This is a genomic window from Falsihalocynthiibacter sp. BN13B15, from assembly GCF_041205415.1.
In the GTDB taxonomy this organism is placed as follows: domain Bacteria; phylum Pseudomonadota; class Alphaproteobacteria; order Rhodobacterales; family Rhodobacteraceae; genus Falsihalocynthiibacter; species Falsihalocynthiibacter arcticus.
In genome coordinates, this window is record NZ_JBGFCE010000006.1 from 201,439 (window position 1) to 221,094 (window position 19,656).

Below are 19,656 nucleotides of genomic sequence, written 5' to 3' on the forward strand. Positions count from 1 at the left end.
TGTTTTTGATGCGTAGCTTGGCTTTTCCTGTGCCAGAATCTACGCGGATCTGCCGCTAGTTCTTCATTTGCGCGTCTGTTTTAACCGGTTTGCCAGAAAATATTCGAAATTTACGGGGCCGTCGGTTCGCCGATGCGCTTAATTTCCCATACTAACTCTATTGAACTGTTTTTGAAAACCTTTTTTCGTACTTCTTCGCCCAATTCTTCCAAATCAGCAGCCGTCGCGCCCCCCGCATTGGTCAAGAAGTTGCTGTGCATCTCGTTCATAACCGCCCCGCCCCGTCGCGCACCGCGCATTCCGGCGTCATCAATAACCTTCCAAGCCTTCAAATCATGCACATCATCGGCCTGACCAGTGGAACTAAAACCAGCTGGATTTCGAAAGGTACTTCCAGCCGTGAGGTCTTTGGTGGGCTGGGTTTCGTCGCGTTTTTTGAGTTGCGCCGCCATTAAGGTCTCAAGCGTTGTCGAATCCCCTCGCTCGCCACACAAAATTGCATCAACCAAAACCGCGCCCTCCGGCAGAGCAGAATTGCGATAGGCAAACGTCAACTCCGCGTTTGAGAGCGTTTTGACTTCGCCCTCCCGCGTCACAATCCGTGCCGACTGAAATACATCCGCCATGTAGCGCCCATAGCATCCCGCGTTCATCGCAACAGCACCGCCAATTGCACCCGGGATAGTGCGCAAGAACGTGAGATCAACGCCCTCGGCCGCCGCGTTTCGCGCGACATGCGCATCCAACGCCGCCGCCCCCGCGGTCACATTTTGGCCGTCAATTTCAATCCCATTGAAGCCACGCCCAAGACGGATCACCACACCGCGAATACCCCCGTCGCGCACAATCAGATTGCTACCGACTCCCATCGGAAATACAGGGATATCGCGCGGCAATTCGCGCAGAAAATGTTGCAAATCTTCAATGTCCGCAGGCTGAAATAAAACATCCGCAGGCCCGCCTACACGCAACCACGTCAACCCCGAGAGGTCCTTGTCAAAAGTCAGAACACCGCGCACCTGCGGCAAGGAATTGGGATCAAGAGTCATGTTATGCGCCCGTTATAATTTCGGTGGTTATAGCGCGAAACAGAGGCGTTTCCAGCCCTAAGACGGGGCTTTCAGAAGACCAAGGCGACGGAGGAGAAAAATCAATGGCCATCTAAAAATCGAGCCCGCAGCAATTAGGAAAAGCACCCCTATCCAGAATCCGCTTTCATAAAACAGATAAATTGTTACAGGCAGACCGATGCTCATAAGGATATAAGCTGCGGGCCAATGTTTCTTTTTGCTCGGAAAAAAGCCAACGACGTTGGCAATCAGAAGCCATAGCAGCGCTAGAAATCCTGAGACCGGCATTCCTAAATCCATGTTCTTGCCCCTGTGTTACCTAGTCTTTCATGAGGTTTGGAAGATTATTTGCCCAAGCCGAAATCGTCCCCGCCCCCAAACACACCACCATATCGCCGGGTTTGGTTTGCTCACGCACAAGACGCACCAAATCCTCTTCGCTGGTGACGGCGCGCGCGTGGCGGTGGCCGTGACGAATAAGGCCCGCAATCAGATCATCACGGGTCGCGCCCTCAATCACGTCTTCACCCGCCGAGAAAACATCGGAAATGCCGACTACATCCGCGTCGTTGAAGCAGGTACAGAAATCCTCAAACAAAGTATGCAAGCGGCTGTAACGGTGCGGTTGATGCACCGCAATAACGCGCGCGCCTTCGGTATGGGATGTGGCCTGCCGCGCCGCTTTAAGCACCGCCGCAATCTCCACGGGGTGGTGCCCATAATCGTCGATGATTGTGACCCCATTCACTTCACCAACCTTGGTAAAACGACGGTTCACGCCGGCAAAGTTTTTCAAAGCCGTTTTGATGTCTGCGGGCGAAACACCCAAATGATGCGCGACCGCGACAGCCGAAAGCGCGTTGGACACATTGTGGTCCCCCGGCATTGGCAAGGAGCAATCCTCAATCACCAGATTTTCGGCCTTCAACGCGATGTCGAAATGCGCCACGCCCTCTTTATATTTCAGGTTGGTCGCACGTACATCCGCTTGGGCGTTGAACCCAAATGTGATCACGCGGCGGTCGGTTATTTTGCCCACAAGGGACTGAACTTCGGGGTGATCCGTGCAACAAACCGCAACGCCGTAGAAGGGAATATTTGACACGAAATCAAGGAAACCTTGGCGCAGAGTATCGAAATCACCCCAATGCTCCATGTGCTCGGGATCGATATTTGTGACGATCGCAATGGTGGCCGGAAGACGGTTAAAAGTTCCGTCACTCTCGTCGGCCTCGACCACCATCCACTCGCCCGTACCCATGCGCGCGTTGGACCCGTAGGCGTGAATAATACCGCCATTGATCACCGTCGGGTCAAGGCCGCCCGCATCCAGCAACGTGGCCACCATAGTCGTCGTTGTTGTTTTGCCATGCGTTCCCGCAACGGCGATATTGGATTTCAGCCGCATCAATTCGGCCAACATTTCTGCACGGCGCACAACGGGAAGCCCCGTGGCGCGAGCGGCATCCAACTCCGGATTACCCGCCTTGATCGCGCTTGAAATAACCACCACTTCGGCGTTTTCGAGATTTTCGGCCTTTTGCCCAAAAAATACTGTCGCCCCAAGGCCGACCAAACGGTCAGTGATCTTGCTGGCTTTTAAGTCACTGCCTTGAACCTGATAGCCTTGATCTAAAAGCATTTCTGCAATGCCCGACATCCCAATACCACCAATCCCGACAAAATGAATGGCACCCATTTCGATGGGAAGTTTGGTCGCTTGACGGTTCATGTGTGAGCCTCGGTGCTTAGGGGATGTTCGCGGAGCGAGTCGACGAGCGCAACAAGGCGTTGAGTCGCGTCGGGCTTGCCACAGCCAAGGGCTGCGCGTGCCATCAAATTTGCTTTATCGGGATGGGTGATTACCCCTAAGATTGATGCGGTCAAATTCTCGACCGTGAAATCGGCTTCCTGCAAGAGTTTTGCGGCCTGCGCGTCCACCAAACCTTGGGCATTCACCGTCTGGTGATCCCCCGTCGCGGCAGCATAAGGCACCAAAATGGAGGGGCGACCAATGATCGAAATATCAGCAACCGTACTGGCGCCCGAACGCGCAATGACTAATTGGCATTCCGACATTCTGCGCGGCACGTCTTTGAAAAACGGCTTTACGTCCGCCTTGATTTCGGCCTCACGATAAAACGCAGTGACCCGCTCTAAATCTTCTTCGCGCGCTTGTTGATCCACACGGATGTTGCGGCGCAAGCTATCTGGCAAAGCGGCAATGGCTGCGGGAACGATATCCGAAAGGATGCGCGCGCCTTGGCTTCCGCCCATCACAAGGATCGACATCGGATAATCACCCGGTTCTATGTACCCAGCCCCCGCGCGATCCAAAATCTCGCTGCGCACCGGATTGCCAACTTCGTGCCCCTCAACCCCCTCAGGAAGATCCGTCGGCCACGTGCCACAGGCCACGGCATCCACGTGTTTGGCAAAAAATTTATTCACACGTCCAAGGACGCCATTCTGTTCGTGCAACGCTCGAGGGCGACGCAAAATCCATGCTGCAGCAACTGCCGGAATCGACGGATATCCGCCAAAGCCCACGACAACAGCAGGCTTATCACGATACATCTTCCAAACCGCCGCGAGGACTCCGCCGAACACACGAAATGGCACAATCGCCTTTGCCAACAATCCGCCCCGCGCGAATGTCGCGCTCGAGAGCGTTTCGATCTCGACGTCTGGTGGAAATCCGCCCGCATATCGCGCGCCGCGAGCATCGGTCGAAAGTTTTACAGACCAACCTTTGGCCAACATCGCTTCGGCTAAAGCCTGTGCGGGGAACATGTGCCCGCCCGTTCCGCCCGCAGCGATGATTAAAAGTGGTCCTGACATTAACCTTGATCCGTCCCTAAAGTTCCGCGTCCACGCCCAACGAAATGGTCGCCAATAACGCCCTGTGGTCGACTGCGTGTTAGCGCAAGCAACATGCCAAGTGCAATCCCACCTGCGACCAAAGAACTGCCGCCATAACTCACAAACGGAAGCGTCATCCCCTTAGCGGGCAAAAGCCGCACCGCAACCCCCATATTCACAAAGGCTTGGATGCCAAACATACAGGCCAAACCTGTGCCAGCCAGTCGCGTAAACTGATCGCGTTCGCGCATTAACCGCAGGAGAGAGCGCACTGTAATTACAAGAAAAAGCATAATGATCGCCAGAACAAGCAACAGACCATACTCTTCCGCCGCAACGGCGATAATAAAATCGGTGTGCGCATCAGGCAGTGACCATTTCACTTGCCCCTCGCCAACACCAACTCCAAAGAATCCGCCCTCTTGAATGGCGTTGGTGGCGTAACCGATCTGTGTTGTCGGATCAATTTCTGGATTTAAAAATCCATCGATACGGCGGGCAAAGTGTTCGGAATTATTATAGGCAAACGAGCCGCCCAAAACCACCAAAGCCGCCATGCCGATAAGCAATAAAAACGGCGCGCCAGCCACAAAATACATCACACCCCAGCCAAACAAAACCAGCGCCGCTTGCCCAAAATCAGGCTGCAATGCAAGCAAACCAACGATAAAAACCAGAAAAGCGAACGAAAGGGTTTTACCAGGAGGGCCGTTAATTTCCTGACTTGCCGCCATCAACCACGCAGTCACAATCACAAAACCAGGTTTGAGAAACTCGCTCGGCTGAACCGAGGCAAAACCGAGGGAATACCAACGCACCGCCCCCTTGCCAAAATCCGTCCCCAAAAAGGGCAAAAACAACAGGGCAACAAAGGCACAAACGAAGCCCAAAACGCCAAGGCGGCGCACCATAACGGGCGACATCATCGAAATGAAAATCATCACCACAAGGGCGACCATCCCGAAAAACGCTTGGCGTTGAACATAGTGAAACGGGGCAAACCCGTTCTTTTCGGCCAAAGGCGGAGAAGCAGCCAACCCAAGAAGGATGCCAATTGCAAAGAGCAATAGAATAAAGACTGCTGTCCATTTATCAATTGTGCGCCACCAACGTGGGAGCACGGGTTCACCGCCCGAATGGGGGAGAGAACCATATACCATCTCGGTCATGGGGTACCGCCTATACTGCCTCTGATCGCCCGTTTGCCGGGTCTGGGGAAAAGTCTACGCAAAAACCGCAGATTAATCCAGCAAAAAGACCCACCCAAAGGATGGATTTAGTGGGTCTTTTCTGTGTCGCGACAGTGCTTAAAGCGCCGCAACGCAATCGGCAAAATCATCGCCGCGTTTCTCAAAACTGTCGTATTGATCAAAACTTGCAGCGGCGGGTGCCAAAAGGACCGTATCCCCTTCTTGGGCTTCGGCGGTAGAACGCGCCACGGCGACGGCCATGGTTTCGCAAATTTCGACCTCAAGCCCTTCAAGCCCAAGCGCAAAATTGGCGGCGTCGCGTCCAATCACATAGGCCTTTTTCACGTTGGCAAAATGCGATGTCAGCGCGCCAAGGCCACCTTCCTTCTCGAGGCCGCCACAAATCCAGCGGATATTCTCAAACGCGTCCAGCGCACAGGCGGCACTGTCGACGTTGGTTGCTTTACTGTCATTCACAAAACGCACGCCGTTTTTGGTGGCAATCGTTTGGGAGCGATGCGGCAGACCTTCAAAGCTGTGGAACGCCGCCTCAATAACGCGGGGCGCCAGTCCGAGCGAGCGCGCGACGGCATAGGCGGCACAGGCGTTTTGATGATTATGAACGCCGGGAAGCCCCTGAATCGCCCGCAAATCAATGGAGCCCGTTTGACGCCCTTTGCGGTACTCCGAAAGGAACCCCTTGCGCACAAAAACATTCCAACCCGGCCCCGTTAATTTAGCTTTCGTCGACACACGGATCACGCGATCATCCGCCTTCCCCGTCGCCAGCTGATTGGCAAGATACCGCCCCTCGTCCTCATCTACACCGATCACTGCGCGATCAGGACCGCCTTCGGCAAAGAGCCGTCGTTTCGCGGCAAAGTATCCGCCAAGCCCGCCGTGGCGATCTAAGTGATCCGGTGAAAGATTGGTGAAGACGGCGATATCGGGCGTCAGGTTACGCGCAAGGTCGGTTTGATAGGAAGAAAGCTCCAATACCACGACCTCGCCATCAATGGCGGGATCGACATCCAAGGCACCGCGCCCGATATTCCCCGCAAGTTGGGTTGGGCGATTGACGTGTTGCAACACGTGATGAAGAAGCGCGCTGGTGGTGGATTTTCCGTTGCTGCCCGTCACGGTGACGACGCGCGGCATGGTCACGAATTCGTCCCATTCCGTCGTGGCAAACCCCGCGAAAAACAGCGAAATATCGTTATCGACAGGAATGCCCACGTCCCACGCCATGGACACATATTTGTTAGGCGTTGGGTAGAGATGCGGAATACCTGGCGAAAGGATCAACGCGGCCACGCCTTCCCAAGCGCTCGTTTTACCCAAATCAACGGGGTCAAAACCTTCGGCTTGCGCACGCTCCCGCGCTTCGGCGTTATCGTCCCAAACGACAGGGATTGCGCCGCCTTCGCGCAAGGCGCGCGCAGTTGCGATTCCTGAGCGCCCAAGCCCTAGAACGGCTACTTTTTGGTCGGTATATCCTTGGACTGGGATCATGGGAGGCTCCTTGCGCGACGTTGCTTTTCCCGTTCATGCCTTGTCAAAGCGACTTTAGCAATCCACCGGAAACAAAAATGGGCGCGCCCATGATTGGACACGCCCGCATTGAAATAGTCTTGCGAATTAACGCAGTTTAAGCGTCGCCAGTCCGATAAGCGCCAAAACAAGCGAAATAATCCAAAACCGGATCACGATTTGCGGCTCGGCCCAGCCCTTTTTCTCAAAGTGGTGGTGGATCGGCGCCATCAGGAAAACCCGCTTCCCTGTGCGCTTGAAATACAGAACTTGGATGATGACGGACAGCGCTTCGGCCACAAACAGACCGCCAACTATGGCCAAAACGATCTCGTGTTTAGTAGCCACGGCAATCGCGCCAAGAGCGCCACCAAGCGCGAGCGACCCTGTGTCGCCCATAAACACCGCCGCTGGCGGAGCATTATACCAAAGAAAGCCCAGACCGCCGCCAATAAGTGCCGACGAAAAAATCAGTATCTCACCGGTTCCTGGCACGTAATGCACATCAAGGTAGTCGGTAAAATCAACCCGTCCGACGGTGTAGGCGATCACCCCAAGGGCTGCCGCTGCGATCATAACGGGCATAATTGCAAGCCCATCGAGACCATCCGTCAAATTGACCGCGTTGGCCGCCCCAACGATCACGATCATCGAGAACGGCACAAAGAAAATCCCCAGATTCAGGAGTGTATCTTTGAATACGGGAACCGCGAGTTGGTAGGCCAAACCGTCAGGATGATAGCAGGACGCCCAATAGGACGCGATCGCAGCGACCAATAATCCAAGCCCCATGCGGATCTTTCCAGACACGCCTTTGGTGTTATTCTTGCTCACTTTTGCGTAGTCATCCGCGAACCCAATGGCCCCAAAGCTAAGTGTCACGAACAAGATCATCAGCACATAGGGGTTATCAATGCGCGCCCAGAGGAGCGTTGAAAAGACCAAGGCAGAAAGGATCAAAAGCCCGCCCATTGTTGGCGTGCCTGCCTTTGCGAAATGCGATTCTGGTCCGTCATCGCGAATAGGTTGGCCGCGTCCTTGTTTGGCACGCAGCAGGTTAATCAGCGGCTGACCAAAGATAAAACCAAAGATGAGCGCCGTGAAGAATGCGCCGCCTGCGCGAAACGAAATATAGCGAAAGAGGTTAAAGAAATCCCCCCCGTCCGATAAATCAGTGAGCCAATACAGCAATAAACTGCCCCTTATTCAAGTGTTGGGGCTGGATGGCCCAGTTTTCGGATAGCGTCAACAACGAGTGCCGTTTTGCTTCCCTTTGAGCCTTTTACCAAGATCACATCGCCCGCGTCGATGAGATCTTTGGCTTTGGCCACGAGTTCCTGCGAAGTTGCGACCCATAGGCCGCGCTTTTGGTCTGGGATTTCGTCAAACAGCGCCCGCATCATCGGGCCAACACAGTGGATTTTATCGATCTGCGCGACACTTTCCAGCGTTGCAATTTTGCGGTGCTGCTCGATTGCGTCGTCCCCCAACTCCAACATATCGCCAAGGATCGCCATACGTCGCCCAATTCGGACGCGCCCGACATCATTGCGTGGCTTGGCCGCCGCGAGCACTTCAAGCGCGGCCGCAAGAGACGTGGGGTTGGCATTAAAGGCATCGTCAATCAGCTCCAGACTCACTTCAGCTGCATAGCGATCAAGGTAAATCGTCTCGCGGGTACCCCGCCCCAAAGGGGGGCGCCACTGTGCCAAATCACAAGCCGCAAGGCCAATATCCGCGCCGACTGCCTGCACACAGGCCAAAACGCCAACCGCATTCATCGCAAAATGCCGCCCTGCCGTGGACAGTTTAAATAGGGCGGGTTCGCCGTTCAACGTCGCGGAAATCACCGTCACATTATCGGAAAGCTTGACCTCCTCAAGAAAGAAGTCAGCGCTGGTGTCTGTTCCGAAACCTACCTTCTTTTCTGGCGTCGCGTCCCACAAGATTTTAGAGGTCTCAAGGTCAACATTGATGATCGCCGTCCCGCCGTGAACCAACCCCGAAAAGATCGCCGCTTTTTCATGCGCGATTCCGGATATATCATCGAAGGCCTCCAAATGCGCAGCGGCGACATTGGTAATCATCGCCACATTAGGCGCCGCGATTTTAGCAAGCGGCGCGATTTCACCTGGATGGCTCATCCCGATCTCGATGATCGCAAAATCCGTATCAACCGGCATCCGCGCCAGTGTCAGCGGCACGCCCCAATGATTATTGTAACTCGCTTCGGCCGCATGAACGCGCCCCTGATGTGCCAAAACAACGCGCAACATTTCTTTGGTTGAGGTCTTGCCAACCGATCCGGTAACGGCGATCACTTTCGCCTCGGTCCGTGCCCGTGCGGCACGCGCCAAATCCTCAAGCGCGCCTAAAACGTCTGGCACTATTAACAGGGGCGCATCCGGTGAAACGCCCTCCGGTAAATGCGTGACCAATGCGGCAGCAGCCCCCTTTTCAAGGGCTTGTGCGACGAAATCATGGCCGTCGCGCACGTCTTTAAGGGCAACAAAAAGATCGCCTTTTTGCAAGGTCCGCGTGTCGATGGATAGCCCCGAGGCCTGCCACTCCTGCGTGGATTCGCCTCCCGTTGCAGCTTGCGCATCCTGTGAAGTCCAAAGCGCGGTCATGCCAAACGCCCCTCAAGGGCGGCCACGACAACGCTGGCTTGTTCGGCGTCATTAAACGGCAATGTCACATCCCCAATCGTTTGGCCCGTTTCATGCCCTTTTCCAGCAATCAACAGCGCATCCCCCGCCCCCAATGCATCCACCGCGCGTAAAATCGCTTCGGCCCGATCGCCAACATTATAGGCTTGCGGACACCCCTCCATCACCATGTCGCGGATCGCGGCGGGATCTTCGCTGCGTGGGTTGTCATCCGTCACGAAAACAACATCCGCGTGCTGTGCTGCGGCCCGCCCCATCAGGGCGCGCTTGCTGGCATCGCGATCGCCGCCCGCGCCCAAAACCACAACAATTCGCCCCATCACGTGGGGTCGCAAAGCCGTAAGTGCGGTCGACAATGCGTCTGGAGTATGGGCGAAATCAACAAAAACCGTCGCGCCATTCTCGCGCGTCGCCGCGTGCTGCATGCGCCCGGGAACGGTGACCATTTCTGGCAAAACCTCAAACACGCGTTCGGGTTTCTCGCCGCAGGCAATCACAAGTCCAGCGGCAAGCAACACATTCTCGGCCTGAAATCCACCAATCAATGGAAGGCGCAGGCCATTTTGGCCCCCTTCGAATGTGAACAAAACCTCTTGACCTTGCGCATCAAAACGTTGCCCTACAAGACACATATCCGCGCCCGCAGTGCGCCCAACCGACAACACGCGCTGACCGCGACTGCGAGCTATCTCTGCCATCTGAAGGCCACGCGGGCTGTCGATATTGATAACAGCACGCCCTTCAGCTGAGAGCACCCGCTCAAAAAGACCCGCCTTCGCATTGAAATAATCGTCAAAATCCTTGTGATAATCCAAATGGTCCTGCGAGAAATTGGTAAAACCCGCAGCCATCAAACGGACCGCATCCAGTCGCCGCTGGGCCAGCCCGTGGCTCGAGGCCTCCATTGCGGCATGCGTTACACCAGCTTTGGCCATTTTCGCGAGTAATCGATGTAGGGTAATCGGCTCAGGCGTGGTGTGAGAAAGCGGAACTTGAAACGCCCCTTCTACTCCCGTCGTGCCGATATTCGCCGCAGGAAACCCCAAGGCAATCCATATTTGGCGGGTGAAGGTCGCAACCGACGTCTTTCCGTTTGTTCCTGTAATCGCAACCATATGGGCGGGCTGGCCTTTAAAAAACAACGCCGCGGCAAACGACAACGCCATGCGCGGATCTTCCGCCACAACAAGCGCCACTCCATATTTCTCTAGGACCGTGCGCGCGATCTGCGCCCCCACAGCATCCGTCAAAATCGAGGTGGCCCCCATGCGCAGAGCATATTCAATGAAGGTTGCACCGTGGATTTTCGCCCCCGGAAGGGCGGCAAAAAGATGGCCCTCCTCCACAGTTCGGCTATCCACACTTAATCCCGTAACCGGCACATTCGCGAGGCCGCGCGCGGTCAAACCAAGGTCGGCCAATCGTTTTTCTTTAACTTTTCGTGTCATGGCATTACCCCGTTATTCCAAATCATCGCATCCTTGCCCCTAAGGATTTTAGTTGCTTGTCAGAGTAATCGCCACAGGTGTTTCGGTGTCAAGCTCTGGTCGCAGGCCCAACAAGGGCGCGATGCGCGTGATCAACTCTGCCGCCACAGGAACAGCAGTCCAACCCGCCGTGCGGCGATCCTCGCCCATTGTAAAAATGGAAGGTTCGTCCAGCGTCACGATCAACACATATTTTGGGTCATGCGCAGGGAAGACACTCGCAAAAGTCGCGATAACTTTGTCTTTATAATAGCCGCCACGTGGTTTTGGCTTGTCCGCCGAACCTGTTTTCCCGCCGACCGCATAGCCTTCAACTTCACCAAAACTCGCAGTTCCGCGCGACACAACTTGGCGCAACATACTGCGCGATTCCTTAGAGGTCGCCACTGAAACAACTCGGGGCCCCGTAACTGCAGCCGTTTTTTGCTTCAACAAAGTAGGCTTAACGCGCGTTCCCCCATTGAGGAGACTCGCATAGGCCGTCGCAAGGTGCAGCGGGCTGGCCGACAAACCATGCCCATAGGAAATGGTCATCGCCGACAATTCGCTCCAGTTGTGAGGCAACAATGGCTTTGCGCCAGCCGCTTCGGTCAATTCAACGGGGGTTGCATCAAAGAACCCAAGCGAGCGCAAAAACTCTTGTTGGCGCGCGGCCCCGATTTGCATTGCAATCCGAGCGGTCCCGATGTTTGAGCTTTCAACAATCACGTCCGTAACAGAAAGCGTCGGGCCATAATTGTGGAAATCCCGAATTGAGAATTTCCCCCATCTTAGGGGACCACTTGTGTTGATGGGGGTGCTGGGGTTCACCAGCTGCGTCTCGAGGGCTTGCGCCACAGTGAAAATCTTGAAGGTCGATCCCAATTCATAAACGCCCTGAACCGCACGGTTAAACAAGGGGCTATCGGAAGCGTCGCCCTCCGTGAGAACTTGTGGGCGTGTATTGGGGTCAAAATCTGGCAGGGAAACCATCGAAACGATGGCACCAGTCGAAGCCTCCATCAAGACCGCCGTCGCGCCTTTTGCATTCATCAAACGCATGCCGCCATAAAGGACTTCACGTGTGGCGGCCTGAACCGAAAGATCAATCGATAGCTCAAGTGGCGCGCCACGGTTGGCAGGATCGCGCAAATAATCGTCGAAGTATTTCTCGACACCGGCCGTTCCGATGACCTCCGCAGACCGCACCCCTTCGCGACCAAAACTGGCACCGCCAAGGATATGTGCTGCCAATTGACCGTTAGGATATAAGCGCATTTCGCGCGGACCAAACTCAAGGCCAGGGTCGCCAATTTCATGGACCGCTTGCATTTGCTCAGGTGATAACCGTTTGCGAATCCACAAAAACTTCCGCTTCCCTGTGAAATCTTTGATTAACCGCTCTTCTTTGAGTTCTGGAAAAATGCCGACCAATTCCTTGGCCACCCGTTCTTTGTCTACAATGATTTGCGGATTGGCATAGAGCGAATAGGTAGAGATATTTGTAGCAAGGATACGCCCTTCGCGATCCACGATATTCGCGCGTTGGGCAGTAATGCCAACGCCCGTAGTCGAACCGCGAGGCTCAACAGGATCTGTAGCACTTAAGTGCCCCATCCGCACGCCAACGGTCGCAAACGCGATGACAAAGAACGCGCCCAAAACAAGCAAGCGCCCCTCGGCACGGTTGCGCGCCTTGTCTCGCATATCTTCATGACGGCGGCGAATATTTTCACGCTCGATTTGGTCAGGATTTTCCCCTTTGGCACGCGCCTCCAAGATGCGAGCAAGGGGACGAAGTGGTGTGCGGATCATTGATCTTCCCCGTCGATTGGGGAGGAAACTTCGATGCCGCCCTCAAAAACAGGGAACCCTTTTACAAACATCTCGACGTCGTAATCAATTTGATCGACGTGGCCAAATTGCTCGGGGAGCAGCGGCAAAAGGCCAAGACTGTCGAAATTAATCTCGGCAAGTTGGCGCAAGCGCATCGGGCGGTTCTGATAGGCCCATTCGGCTTGCAAAATTGCCAGATGCTCGCGTTTTAACCCGATCTCAGTTTGAACGTTTGCCATTTCTTTGAGGGTCGTTTGAGTTTTATAATTTTCATTATATGCCCAAAACGCAAGTCCCAAAACAAATAAGGCTGTTATGGCAATAAACATAGAACGCATTAATTTCGCCCCTGTGTGACGAGTTTCGGCAAGCCCAATCCGGCGCGCCCTGCCCCTTCCGCGGGGGCATCTGTTCGTGTTGCAACGCGCAAAATCGCACTCCGTGACCGTGGATTTTCCAACAATTCTTCGGTGTCGGGCCCGATAGCTTTGCGGGGAGTCAATTTAAACGCTGGCTGCATCTCAACGTCGGCAGGTGCATAGCGATTGGCGTTCCCGCCGCCGCCTGAGCGTGCTTGCAAGAACTTCTTGGCGATACGATCTTCAAGCGAGTGAAACGTTACTACTGCAAGTTTCCCACCCAGTTTAAGCGCCCGTTCGGCAGCCTCAAGCCCTTCAATCAATTGCCCAAATTCGTCATTAACCGCGATGCGGATCGCTTGGAAACTGCGTGTCGCGGGATGGCTTTGCCCCGGTTTCCCGCGACCCAGTACCTTCTCAATCAAACTGGCCAACGCAAGTGTCGTGGTAAAAGGCTCAACCTCGCGCGCAGCAACGATTGCCTTCGCGATACGCCAGCTTGCCCGCTCTTCGCCGTATTGAAACAAAATATCCGCAAGCTCTGCTTCACTGCAGCCATTGACCAAATCGGCAGCAGAAACGCCCGATTGACTCATGCGCATGTCAAGCGGCCCGTCGCGCATGAACGAAAATCCGCGCTCAGCCTGATCGAGTTGCATTGAGCTGACACCAAGATCCAAAACCACGCCATCGAGACCCGAGGCATAGTCATCCATTTGGCCAAATGTCCCTTCGACCAGCTTCAGCCGATCACCGTAGGGCTCAGCCCAATCCTTGGCCATTTCAAACACGGCCGGATCGCGATCTACGCCGTAAACAACATCCGCACCCGCCTCAAGCAATCCGCGCGTATAACCACCCGCGCCGAACGTTCCATCAAGCCAAGCACCAGAAACAGGCGCAACAGCCTTTAATAAGGGACGCAGCAAAACAGGAGTGTGAGGTTTTTTTTGGTCCGTGGCAGCGGTCATTGGTTAGCCCTCTCCCAGCGCGTCTAAATAGACGCTCGGATCAACATCCGGATCAAAATCATCATCTCCATCCAGCCCTTCGGACATGGAAGCGTCGTAGGCATCGGGCGTCCAAATTTCGAACGTATCGCCATTACCGATAAAGTAAGCCTCTCCGTCGAGGCCGATCTTGTTGCGCAATTTAGCGGGCAAAACGAGGCGCCCCGTTTCATCCACGGTTGTTGGATGCGCCTGCGCACTATAAAGACGCTGCAAGGCTTTGCGCTTACTGGAACCACGGGGGAGCTTTGCTATCAAAGCGTCGACCTCATCAATGGCTTCTTGGGGAAAACATTCGAGCTGCTTGCGTTTCTCATCACCGTAAACAATGACGACACGCGGCTGAAGACCTTCGCGCCACTCTGGATCAGCGCCCTCAAGAACACGGCGAAAAAGAGCGGGAATAGACACCCGACCCTTCGCATCAACCTTATGGTTGCTTTCGCCTCTAAATGTTCTCGCCACTGTCCCCGCGGCTCCTTGTGATCTTGGGGGGGTCATCGACCCCTTGAATGGAAAACGGCGGATTGAACGAGCTGCCACTGTTCAATCCGCCGTCCGTGTCCCGTTGCCGGGATGTCCAGCTGCGCGCGCCACCTGGGGGGATGTCTGCTCGCTCGCGCGCCGGATCTCAATTATGATGAATGGCGGGCGCCTGTATGAAACCTATTTGGTTCTTTTTGTTTGGGGTTCTTAATCTGCCCCTGATCCCGTCCTCATCTTGATACTAGGAATGACATGGGAAATCATGGGAATCAAGTGTTTTTTATGGCACTTCCGCAACACGCGCCTCCGAAGGAGAGAACAAAAAGTGTACAAATTAGACTGGGAGTTTCGATTCTTGGCACCCATGGTGCAATATGGGAGATAAAAACACCACATATAGTGCAAATAAGAAAAATGCAAAAAAGACCATGAATTCCCATAAATTTACCAAATATGGGCCCTAAAGCCCTCAACCTCGCGCAAATCTACGGTAAACACTTCATAAAATTCGGCGATTCGCCCTTTATCCATCCCGTGAATAAGAAAAACGCCCATGGTTTCCCATGGACGCTCCGCAGTCATCACTCTTTGGGGCTTAGGTGCTACGCCATTCCGCCATCAACAAGACGCTTGGCAATATTTGCATAGGCCTGCGCCATAGGTCCGTCCCCAAGTGCAATCGGCGTCCCGTTATCTCCTGCGAGACGCACATCAATATCCAGCGGCAAGGCTCCAAGGAACGGCAGGTCCAACTTTTTAGCCTCGGCCTCAACGCCACCATGCCCGAATAACTGGGTCTCATGATCGCAGTTTGGGCAAATGAAGGTGCTCATGTTTTCAATCAACCCCAGAACCGGTGTGCCGAGCTGTTCAAACATATTGAGCGCTTTTTTCGCATCCAACATCGCCACGTCTTGTGGGGTCGAGACAACAATCGCGCCCGTGAGGTCCGATTTCTGGCACAGGGTCAGTTGCACATCCCCCGTTCCCGGCGGCAAATCGACGATCAAAACATCGAGTTCACCCCATTCAACCTGTCCCAGCATTTGCTGCAACGCGCCCATTAACATAGGACCGCGCCAAATGACTGCCTTTTCGGGGTCTACCATCAAGCCAATCGACATCATCGTGACGCCATGCGCCTGTAGAGGAATGATAGTTTTGCCATCTGGCGACGCGGGGCGTTTACTCACGCCCATCATTCGTGGCTGGCTCGGACCATATATATCCGCATCCAACAGGCCAACCCGACGTCCCTGTTTCGCAAGCGCTACCGCAAGGTTTGACGATACCGTCGACTTCCCCACACCGCCCTTCCCTGACCCCACGGCCAAAATACGCGCAACACCCGAAGGTTTCGTTGGACCAGCCTGCGGCGTTGGATGACGTCCAATTTTCAAATCTGGTGGCGCGGCCTTTTTGGCGGCTGGGCCATGGGCTGTTAAAACAACAGAAACAGATTGAACCCCCGGCATCGCCTTCACCGCAGCTTCGGCTTCATCGCGCGATTGGGTCAGCATACGTGCCTCATCTGCAGAAGCCGCCTCGATCACGAATTTCACCGCCCCGCCGTCGACATCCAAGGCCCGCACCAAATCCCGCGCAATTAGATTCGCACCATCGCTTGTTTTGATTCGCGCTAAAACCTCAAGAATCTCTTGTTTTGTAACAGCCATGTAACGACTCCTTATGAACTTCGACGCGGGAGCATTGTTCCGCTTTCCCCCTAAACACAAGAGTTCGCGTTAATTTAGACCTTAAATTAAAGGCGAATGACGGAAAATCGGCCTAAATTTAGGGCAGCCTTACTTATGCATTTTCTGCATAGCAGCATTGACGACAAGCCGGATTGTGCATCTGCAGCACAGCCCCTAAATTGATCTCATGTTAGCGCAATCCGGCGCAGCAGAAAATTAAAGTGAGATATGCAAATGGCATTCGCTACAGACATCCGCGCCGCAGAAGCTGGCATTCAAGACCGTATCATCGCAGCCTATAAAGGGTTGGTCGAAAAGTTCGAACGTTACAACGTGTACCGCACAACTTTCAACGAGCTGAACGCTCTTTCGAACCGTGACCTTGCCGACTTGGGCATGCACCGTTCCATGATCAAACGTATCGCAATCGAAGCGGCGTATAACTAAGAATTCTTAATCAGACCTTCTCCTCCTCCCTAGGTCTGAGCAAAGAGCGGTGACATCTACCTCCTCCCAGATGTCGCCGCACCTACACGGAGCGAAGCTCCAAAACGAACGGCTGATGACCCTCTCCTCCTCCCTGGGTCGGACGCAATAGACCTTAGGCACTTATCCTCCTCCCAAGTGCTAGAGGTCGCATACACGGGGCTTCGGCCTCAACTATTGCGAAGGATCTCTCTCCTCCTCCCTGAGATCCGACGTAACCTGCGCCGACCCACTCTCCTCCTCCCAGAGGCTTGGCGAGGCGCACACATAAGACGGCGATGTTCACCTCCTCCCGAACATCGCCGTTTTTTTATGTCCAGAATTCCCTCTCCAGACACGAAAAAATCTGGTGCCCCATCACAGGGCCCAGCTTTACAAAGCAACCAAAACTTACAACTTAAAAGGGCACGTCTCCGGCCTTATCCGCAGGCACGACAAAGCTGGCCAAGACCTTCTTGTCTCCCGCCTTGTCAAAGGAAATCCCCAGTTTGTCGTTATCGACTTCGACAATCACTCCGTAGCCGTATTTCTGATTAAACACGCGCTCCCCTTCGGTAAAGGAACTGATTGCCGATGCGTCAATCGTCAAATGGCGGCTTGAGCGGGGATTACCAGTGGGACGTTCGTTCGCGCGCGCCTGCATTCTCTTCCATCCCGGTGAATTATATGCGTCTGCTTTGGTTGCACGAGCCTCCATTTGCGGCGCCCCGCCTGCCGCCGCACCGTAGCCGCCGCCATAAAGACCCGGTGGTGTGAGGACATCAACGTGCTCCTCAGGCAATTCATCAATAAACCGACTCGGCAAGGCATTCTGCCATTGGCCATAGACTCGCCGATTGGCCGCGAATGAAATAGTGCAAAGTCGCTCGGCGCGGGTGATGCCCACATAGGCCAGCCGTCGTTCTTCCTCTTCACCCTTCACGCCGCTTTCATCCATCGATCTTTGACTCGGGAATAACCCATCTTCCCAACCCGGTAAAAATACGTTCGGAAACTCAAGTCCCTTGGCCCCGTGCAGGGTCATAATCGTGACCTTTTCCTCGGACTCTTCATTTTCGTTGTCCATAATAAGGGAAACGTGCTCCAGAAAACCTTGAAGATTTTCGAACTGTTCCAAGGCTTTGACCAGTTCTTTCAGGTTCTCAAGCCGACCAGGACCTTCGGGTGTTTTATCATTCTGCCAATGGCCTGTGTAGCCGCTTTCATCCAAGATGATTTCGGCCAACTCCATGTGTGATAAGCGTTCCGACCTTGCCTCAGCAATCCAGCGATCAAAACCTTCGACAAGCTTGCGCAACTCTGTGCCGCCCTTGCCGCCGATGCCGTTTTCCGCCAACAAATGCTTTGCCCCTTCGAGCAAAGATACCTCGTGTTTACGCGCGCAAAGCTGGATTTTCTGCTGCGCCACATTTCCCAACCCACGCTTTGGTGTGTTGACGATGCGTTCAAACGCGAGATCGTCGTCGGGACTGGTAACAACACGGAAATAGGCCATCGCATCGCGAATTTCGAGTCGCTCATAAAAGCGCGGACCGCCGATAACGCGGTAGGGCAATCCAATAGTCAGGAAGCGATCCTCAAAGGCGCGCATTTGGTGACTTGCGCGCACTAAAATCGCCATAGTTTCAAGGCTTTGCCCTTTTTCTGTCCGACGTCCACGCTGAAGGGTTTCAAGCTCTTCACCGATCCAACGCGCCTCTTCTTCGCCATCCCAATGACCGATCAGTCGCACTTTTTCGCCATCTGGCAAATCCGTCCACAGCTCTTTTCCAAGCCGTCCAGCATTGCCGGAAATAACTCCAGAAGCCGCCGCCAGAATATGGGGCGTACTGCGATAGTTTTGCTCAAGGCGCACCACATGCGCTCCGGGGAAGTCTTGCTCAAACCGCAGGATATTGCCGACTTCAGCGCCACGCCAACCGTAAATCGATTGGTCGTCATCCCCAACGCAACATATGTTTTTATGTCCACTGGCCAACAGCCGCAGCCACAAATACTGCGCGACGTTCGTGTCTTGGTATTCGTCCACAAGGATGTATTTGAACCACCGCTGGTACTGTTCCAAAATATCCGAATGCTTTTGAAAAATCGTCACCACATGCATCAAAAGATCGCCAAAATCGCAAGCATTCAACTCGCGCAGGCGCGTTTGATACTGGGCGTAAAGCTCAATCCCTTTACCATCAAACGCCCCCGCTTCAGCACTTGGAACTTGCTTTGGGGTCCACGCGCGGTTTTTCCAACCATCAATGATGCCCGCGAGTTGCCGCGCGGGCCAACGCTTATCGTCAATCTTTGCGGCGGTAAGCAACTGTTTTAACAGGCGAATTTGATCATCCGCATCAAGGATCGTAAAATTGCTTTTGAGACCAACAAGTTCAGCGTGACGACGTAGAAGCTTCACACACACCGAATGGAAGGTCCCAAGCCACGGCATCCCTTCGATGGTTTGCCCCAACATGCGTCCAACCCGCAATTTCATCTCGCGAGCGGCCTTGTTGGTAAAGGTCACGGCCAAAATCTCGTTCGGACGTGCGCGGCCCGTATTGAGAAGATGAACAATCCTACTGGTCAAGGCTTTGGTTTTGCCCGTCCCTGCCCCCGCGAGCATCAATACGGGGCCATCCATTGTCTCGACGGCTTCGCGCTGTGCGGGATTTAGCTCATCCAAATAGGGTGCGGGCCGCGCCGCCATGGCGCGGGCGGCGAGGGACGGGCGGGATGCGGCCTCAAAGGCGTCATTTTCATCAAAACTGCTCATGCGGGCAATCTAGCCGTTTTTGTTGCAAAGGAAAAGAGGGTGTTCTCAATATGTTCCAAGTGAATTTTGGGATGCATTTGATAGCGGCACCTTAAAACTAGCACGGATCATCGCCTGCTATCCACAAGGGAGGTTCCGGCGTGGATTCGAAAAGTAGGTCAGCACACAGGACCCAAATCGATCTACTTTCAGACACTTCTTCCAAATACTACGCCCAAATTGGAATAATAGCAC

The 19,656-nt window shown here is 54.3% G+C and carries 16 protein-coding genes; 1 reads left to right on the forward strand and 15 read right to left on the reverse strand.

Features of this window, described 5'->3' with window-relative positions; translation table 11 throughout:
* Nucleotides 1-110: 110 nt before the first annotated feature.
* The 14 genes from murB to AB9F26_RS12560 all read right to left on the reverse strand — a co-directional run bounded on the left by murB (nt 111) and on the right by AB9F26_RS12560 (nt 16,154).
* Entirely contained in the window at nt 111-1,049 is a 939-nt protein-coding gene (gene murB / locus AB9F26_RS12495; protein ID WP_369768188.1) for a UDP-N-acetylmuramate dehydrogenase, read from the reverse strand.
* A 57-nt stretch (nt 1,050-1,106) separates the two neighbouring features.
* Nucleotides 1,107-1,370 carry a DUF2484 family protein gene (locus tag AB9F26_RS12500; RefSeq protein WP_369768189.1) on the reverse strand — a complete coding sequence of 88 codons (264 nt, stop codon included), beginning with the start codon at nt 1,368-1,370 and terminating at the stop codon, nt 1,107-1,109.
* 19 nt (nt 1,371-1,389) lie between these two features.
* Nucleotides 1,390-2,802 (reverse strand): UDP-N-acetylmuramate--L-alanine ligase, encoded by a 1,413-nt coding sequence (murC, locus tag AB9F26_RS12505; protein WP_335585869.1) that lies wholly within the window; start codon nt 2,800-2,802, stop codon nt 1,390-1,392.
* The gene (locus tag AB9F26_RS12510) at nt 2,799-3,911 is read right to left on the reverse strand and encodes a glycosyltransferase (protein WP_369768190.1); all 1,113 of its coding nucleotides are present in this window, start codon (nt 3,909-3,911) and stop codon (nt 2,799-2,801) included. Before AB9F26_RS12510 ends, murC begins: the two co-directional genes overlap by 4 nt.
* Nucleotides 3,911-5,101 (reverse strand): putative lipid II flippase FtsW, encoded by a 1,191-nt coding sequence (ftsW, locus tag AB9F26_RS12515; protein WP_335585867.1) that lies wholly within the window; start codon nt 5,099-5,101, stop codon nt 3,911-3,913. The genes AB9F26_RS12510 and ftsW overlap by 1 nt, the downstream gene beginning before the upstream one ends.
* A 138-nt stretch (nt 5,102-5,239) precedes the next feature.
* Nucleotides 5,240-6,634 (reverse strand): UDP-N-acetylmuramoyl-L-alanine--D-glutamate ligase, encoded by a 1,395-nt coding sequence (murD, locus tag AB9F26_RS12520; RefSeq protein WP_335585866.1) that lies wholly within the window; start codon nt 6,632-6,634, stop codon nt 5,240-5,242.
* Nucleotides 6,635-6,760: 126 nt separating this feature from the next.
* A complete protein-coding gene (mraY, locus tag AB9F26_RS12525; RefSeq protein ID WP_039001319.1) occupies nt 6,761-7,843 on the reverse strand; it encodes a phospho-N-acetylmuramoyl-pentapeptide-transferase in 1,083 nt (360 codons plus the stop codon).
* An 11-nt stretch (nt 7,844-7,854) separates the two neighbouring features.
* Nucleotides 7,855-9,282 carry a UDP-N-acetylmuramoyl-tripeptide--D-alanyl-D-alanine ligase gene (gene murF, locus AB9F26_RS12530; RefSeq protein WP_369768191.1) on the reverse strand — a complete coding sequence of 476 codons (1,428 nt, stop codon included), beginning with the start codon at nt 9,280-9,282 and terminating at the stop codon, nt 7,855-7,857.
* The gene (locus AB9F26_RS12535) at nt 9,279-10,769 is read right to left on the reverse strand and encodes a UDP-N-acetylmuramoyl-L-alanyl-D-glutamate--2,6-diaminopimelate ligase (protein ID WP_369768192.1); all 1,491 of its coding nucleotides are present in this window, start codon (nt 10,767-10,769) and stop codon (nt 9,279-9,281) included. Before AB9F26_RS12535 ends, murF begins: the two co-directional genes overlap by 4 nt.
* Nucleotides 10,770-10,817: 48 nt before the next feature.
* Nucleotides 10,818-12,602, reverse strand: a complete 1,785-nt coding sequence (locus AB9F26_RS12540) for a penicillin-binding protein 2 (RefSeq protein ID WP_335585863.1) — start codon at nt 12,600-12,602, stop codon at nt 10,818-10,820.
* Entirely contained in the window at nt 12,599-12,961 is a 363-nt protein-coding gene (locus AB9F26_RS12545) for a cell division protein FtsL (RefSeq protein ID WP_335585862.1), read from the reverse strand. Before AB9F26_RS12545 ends, AB9F26_RS12540 begins: the two co-directional genes overlap by 4 nt.
* On the reverse strand, nt 12,961-13,953 hold the full coding sequence (gene rsmH / locus AB9F26_RS12550; protein ID WP_369768193.1) for a 16S rRNA (cytosine(1402)-N(4))-methyltransferase RsmH: 993 nt from the start codon (nt 13,951-13,953) through the stop codon (nt 12,961-12,963). The genes AB9F26_RS12545 and rsmH overlap by 1 nt, the downstream gene beginning before the upstream one ends.
* A 3-nt stretch (nt 13,954-13,956) precedes the next feature.
* Complete coding sequence (mraZ, locus tag AB9F26_RS12555; RefSeq protein WP_062628378.1) at nt 13,957-14,457, reverse strand: division/cell wall cluster transcriptional repressor MraZ; 501 nt, start codon at nt 14,455-14,457, stop codon at nt 13,957-13,959.
* Between the two features lie 623 nt (nt 14,458-15,080).
* Entirely contained in the window at nt 15,081-16,154 is a 1,074-nt protein-coding gene (locus tag AB9F26_RS12560) for a P-loop NTPase (RefSeq protein WP_369754645.1), read from the reverse strand.
* 255 nt (nt 16,155-16,409) lie between these two features.
* Here AB9F26_RS12560 and AB9F26_RS12565 point away from each other — a divergent pair, with 255 nt between their 5' ends.
* Entirely contained in the window at nt 16,410-16,622 is a 213-nt protein-coding gene (locus AB9F26_RS12565; protein WP_335585859.1) for a DUF1127 domain-containing protein, read from the forward strand.
* A gap of 436 nt (nt 16,623-17,058) precedes the next feature.
* On the opposite strand, the gene AB9F26_RS12570 is transcribed toward AB9F26_RS12565, so the two are convergent.
* Nucleotides 17,059-19,422 carry an ATP-dependent helicase gene (locus AB9F26_RS12570; protein ID WP_369768194.1) on the reverse strand — a complete coding sequence of 788 codons (2,364 nt, stop codon included), beginning with the start codon at nt 19,420-19,422 and terminating at the stop codon, nt 17,059-17,061.
* Nucleotides 19,423-19,656 lie beyond the last annotated feature (234 nt).

Bases quoted from the DNA above. Each gene is read 5' to 3' on its own strand.
- AB9F26_RS12500 (WP_369768189.1), bottom strand. From the start codon at position 1,370: ATGGATTTAGGAATGCCGGTCTCAGGATTTCTAGCGCTGCTATGGCTT.
- murF (WP_369768191.1), bottom strand. From the start codon at position 9,282: ATGACCGCGCTTTGGACTTCACAGGATGCGCAAGCTGCAACGGGAGGC.
- AB9F26_RS12510 (WP_369768190.1), bottom strand. From the start codon at position 3,911: ATGTCAGGACCACTTTTAATCATCGCTGCGGGCGGAACGGGCGGGCAC.
- murC (WP_335585869.1), bottom strand. From the start codon at position 2,802: ATGAACCGTCAAGCGACCAAACTTCCCATCGAAATGGGTGCCATTCAT.
- AB9F26_RS12545 (WP_335585862.1), bottom strand. From the start codon at position 12,961: ATGCGTTCTATGTTTATTGCCATAACAGCCTTATTTGTTTTGGGACTT.
- murB (WP_369768188.1), bottom strand. From the start codon at position 1,049: ATGACTCTTGATCCCAATTCCTTGCCGCAGGTGCGCGGTGTTCTGACT.
- ftsW (WP_335585867.1), bottom strand. From the start codon at position 5,101: ATGACCGAGATGGTATATGGTTCTCTCCCCCATTCGGGCGGTGAACCC.
- AB9F26_RS12560 (WP_369754645.1), bottom strand. From the start codon at position 16,154: ATGGCTGTTACAAAACAAGAGATTCTTGAGGTTTTAGCGCGAATCAAA.
- rsmH (WP_369768193.1), bottom strand. From the start codon at position 13,953: ATGACCGCTGCCACGGACCAAAAAAAACCTCACACTCCTGTTTTGCTG.
- murD (WP_335585866.1), bottom strand. From the start codon at position 6,634: ATGATCCCAGTCCAAGGATATACCGACCAAAAAGTAGCCGTTCTAGGG.
- AB9F26_RS12565 (WP_335585859.1), top strand. From the start codon at position 16,410: ATGGCATTCGCTACAGACATCCGCGCCGCAGAAGCTGGCATTCAAGAC.
- AB9F26_RS12535 (WP_369768192.1), bottom strand. From the start codon at position 10,769: ATGACACGAAAAGTTAAAGAAAAACGATTGGCCGACCTTGGTTTGACC.
- AB9F26_RS12540 (WP_335585863.1), bottom strand. From the start codon at position 12,602: ATGATCCGCACACCACTTCGTCCCCTTGCTCGCATCTTGGAGGCGCGT.
- AB9F26_RS12570 (WP_369768194.1), bottom strand. From the start codon at position 19,422: ATGAGCAGTTTTGATGAAAATGACGCCTTTGAGGCCGCATCCCGCCCG.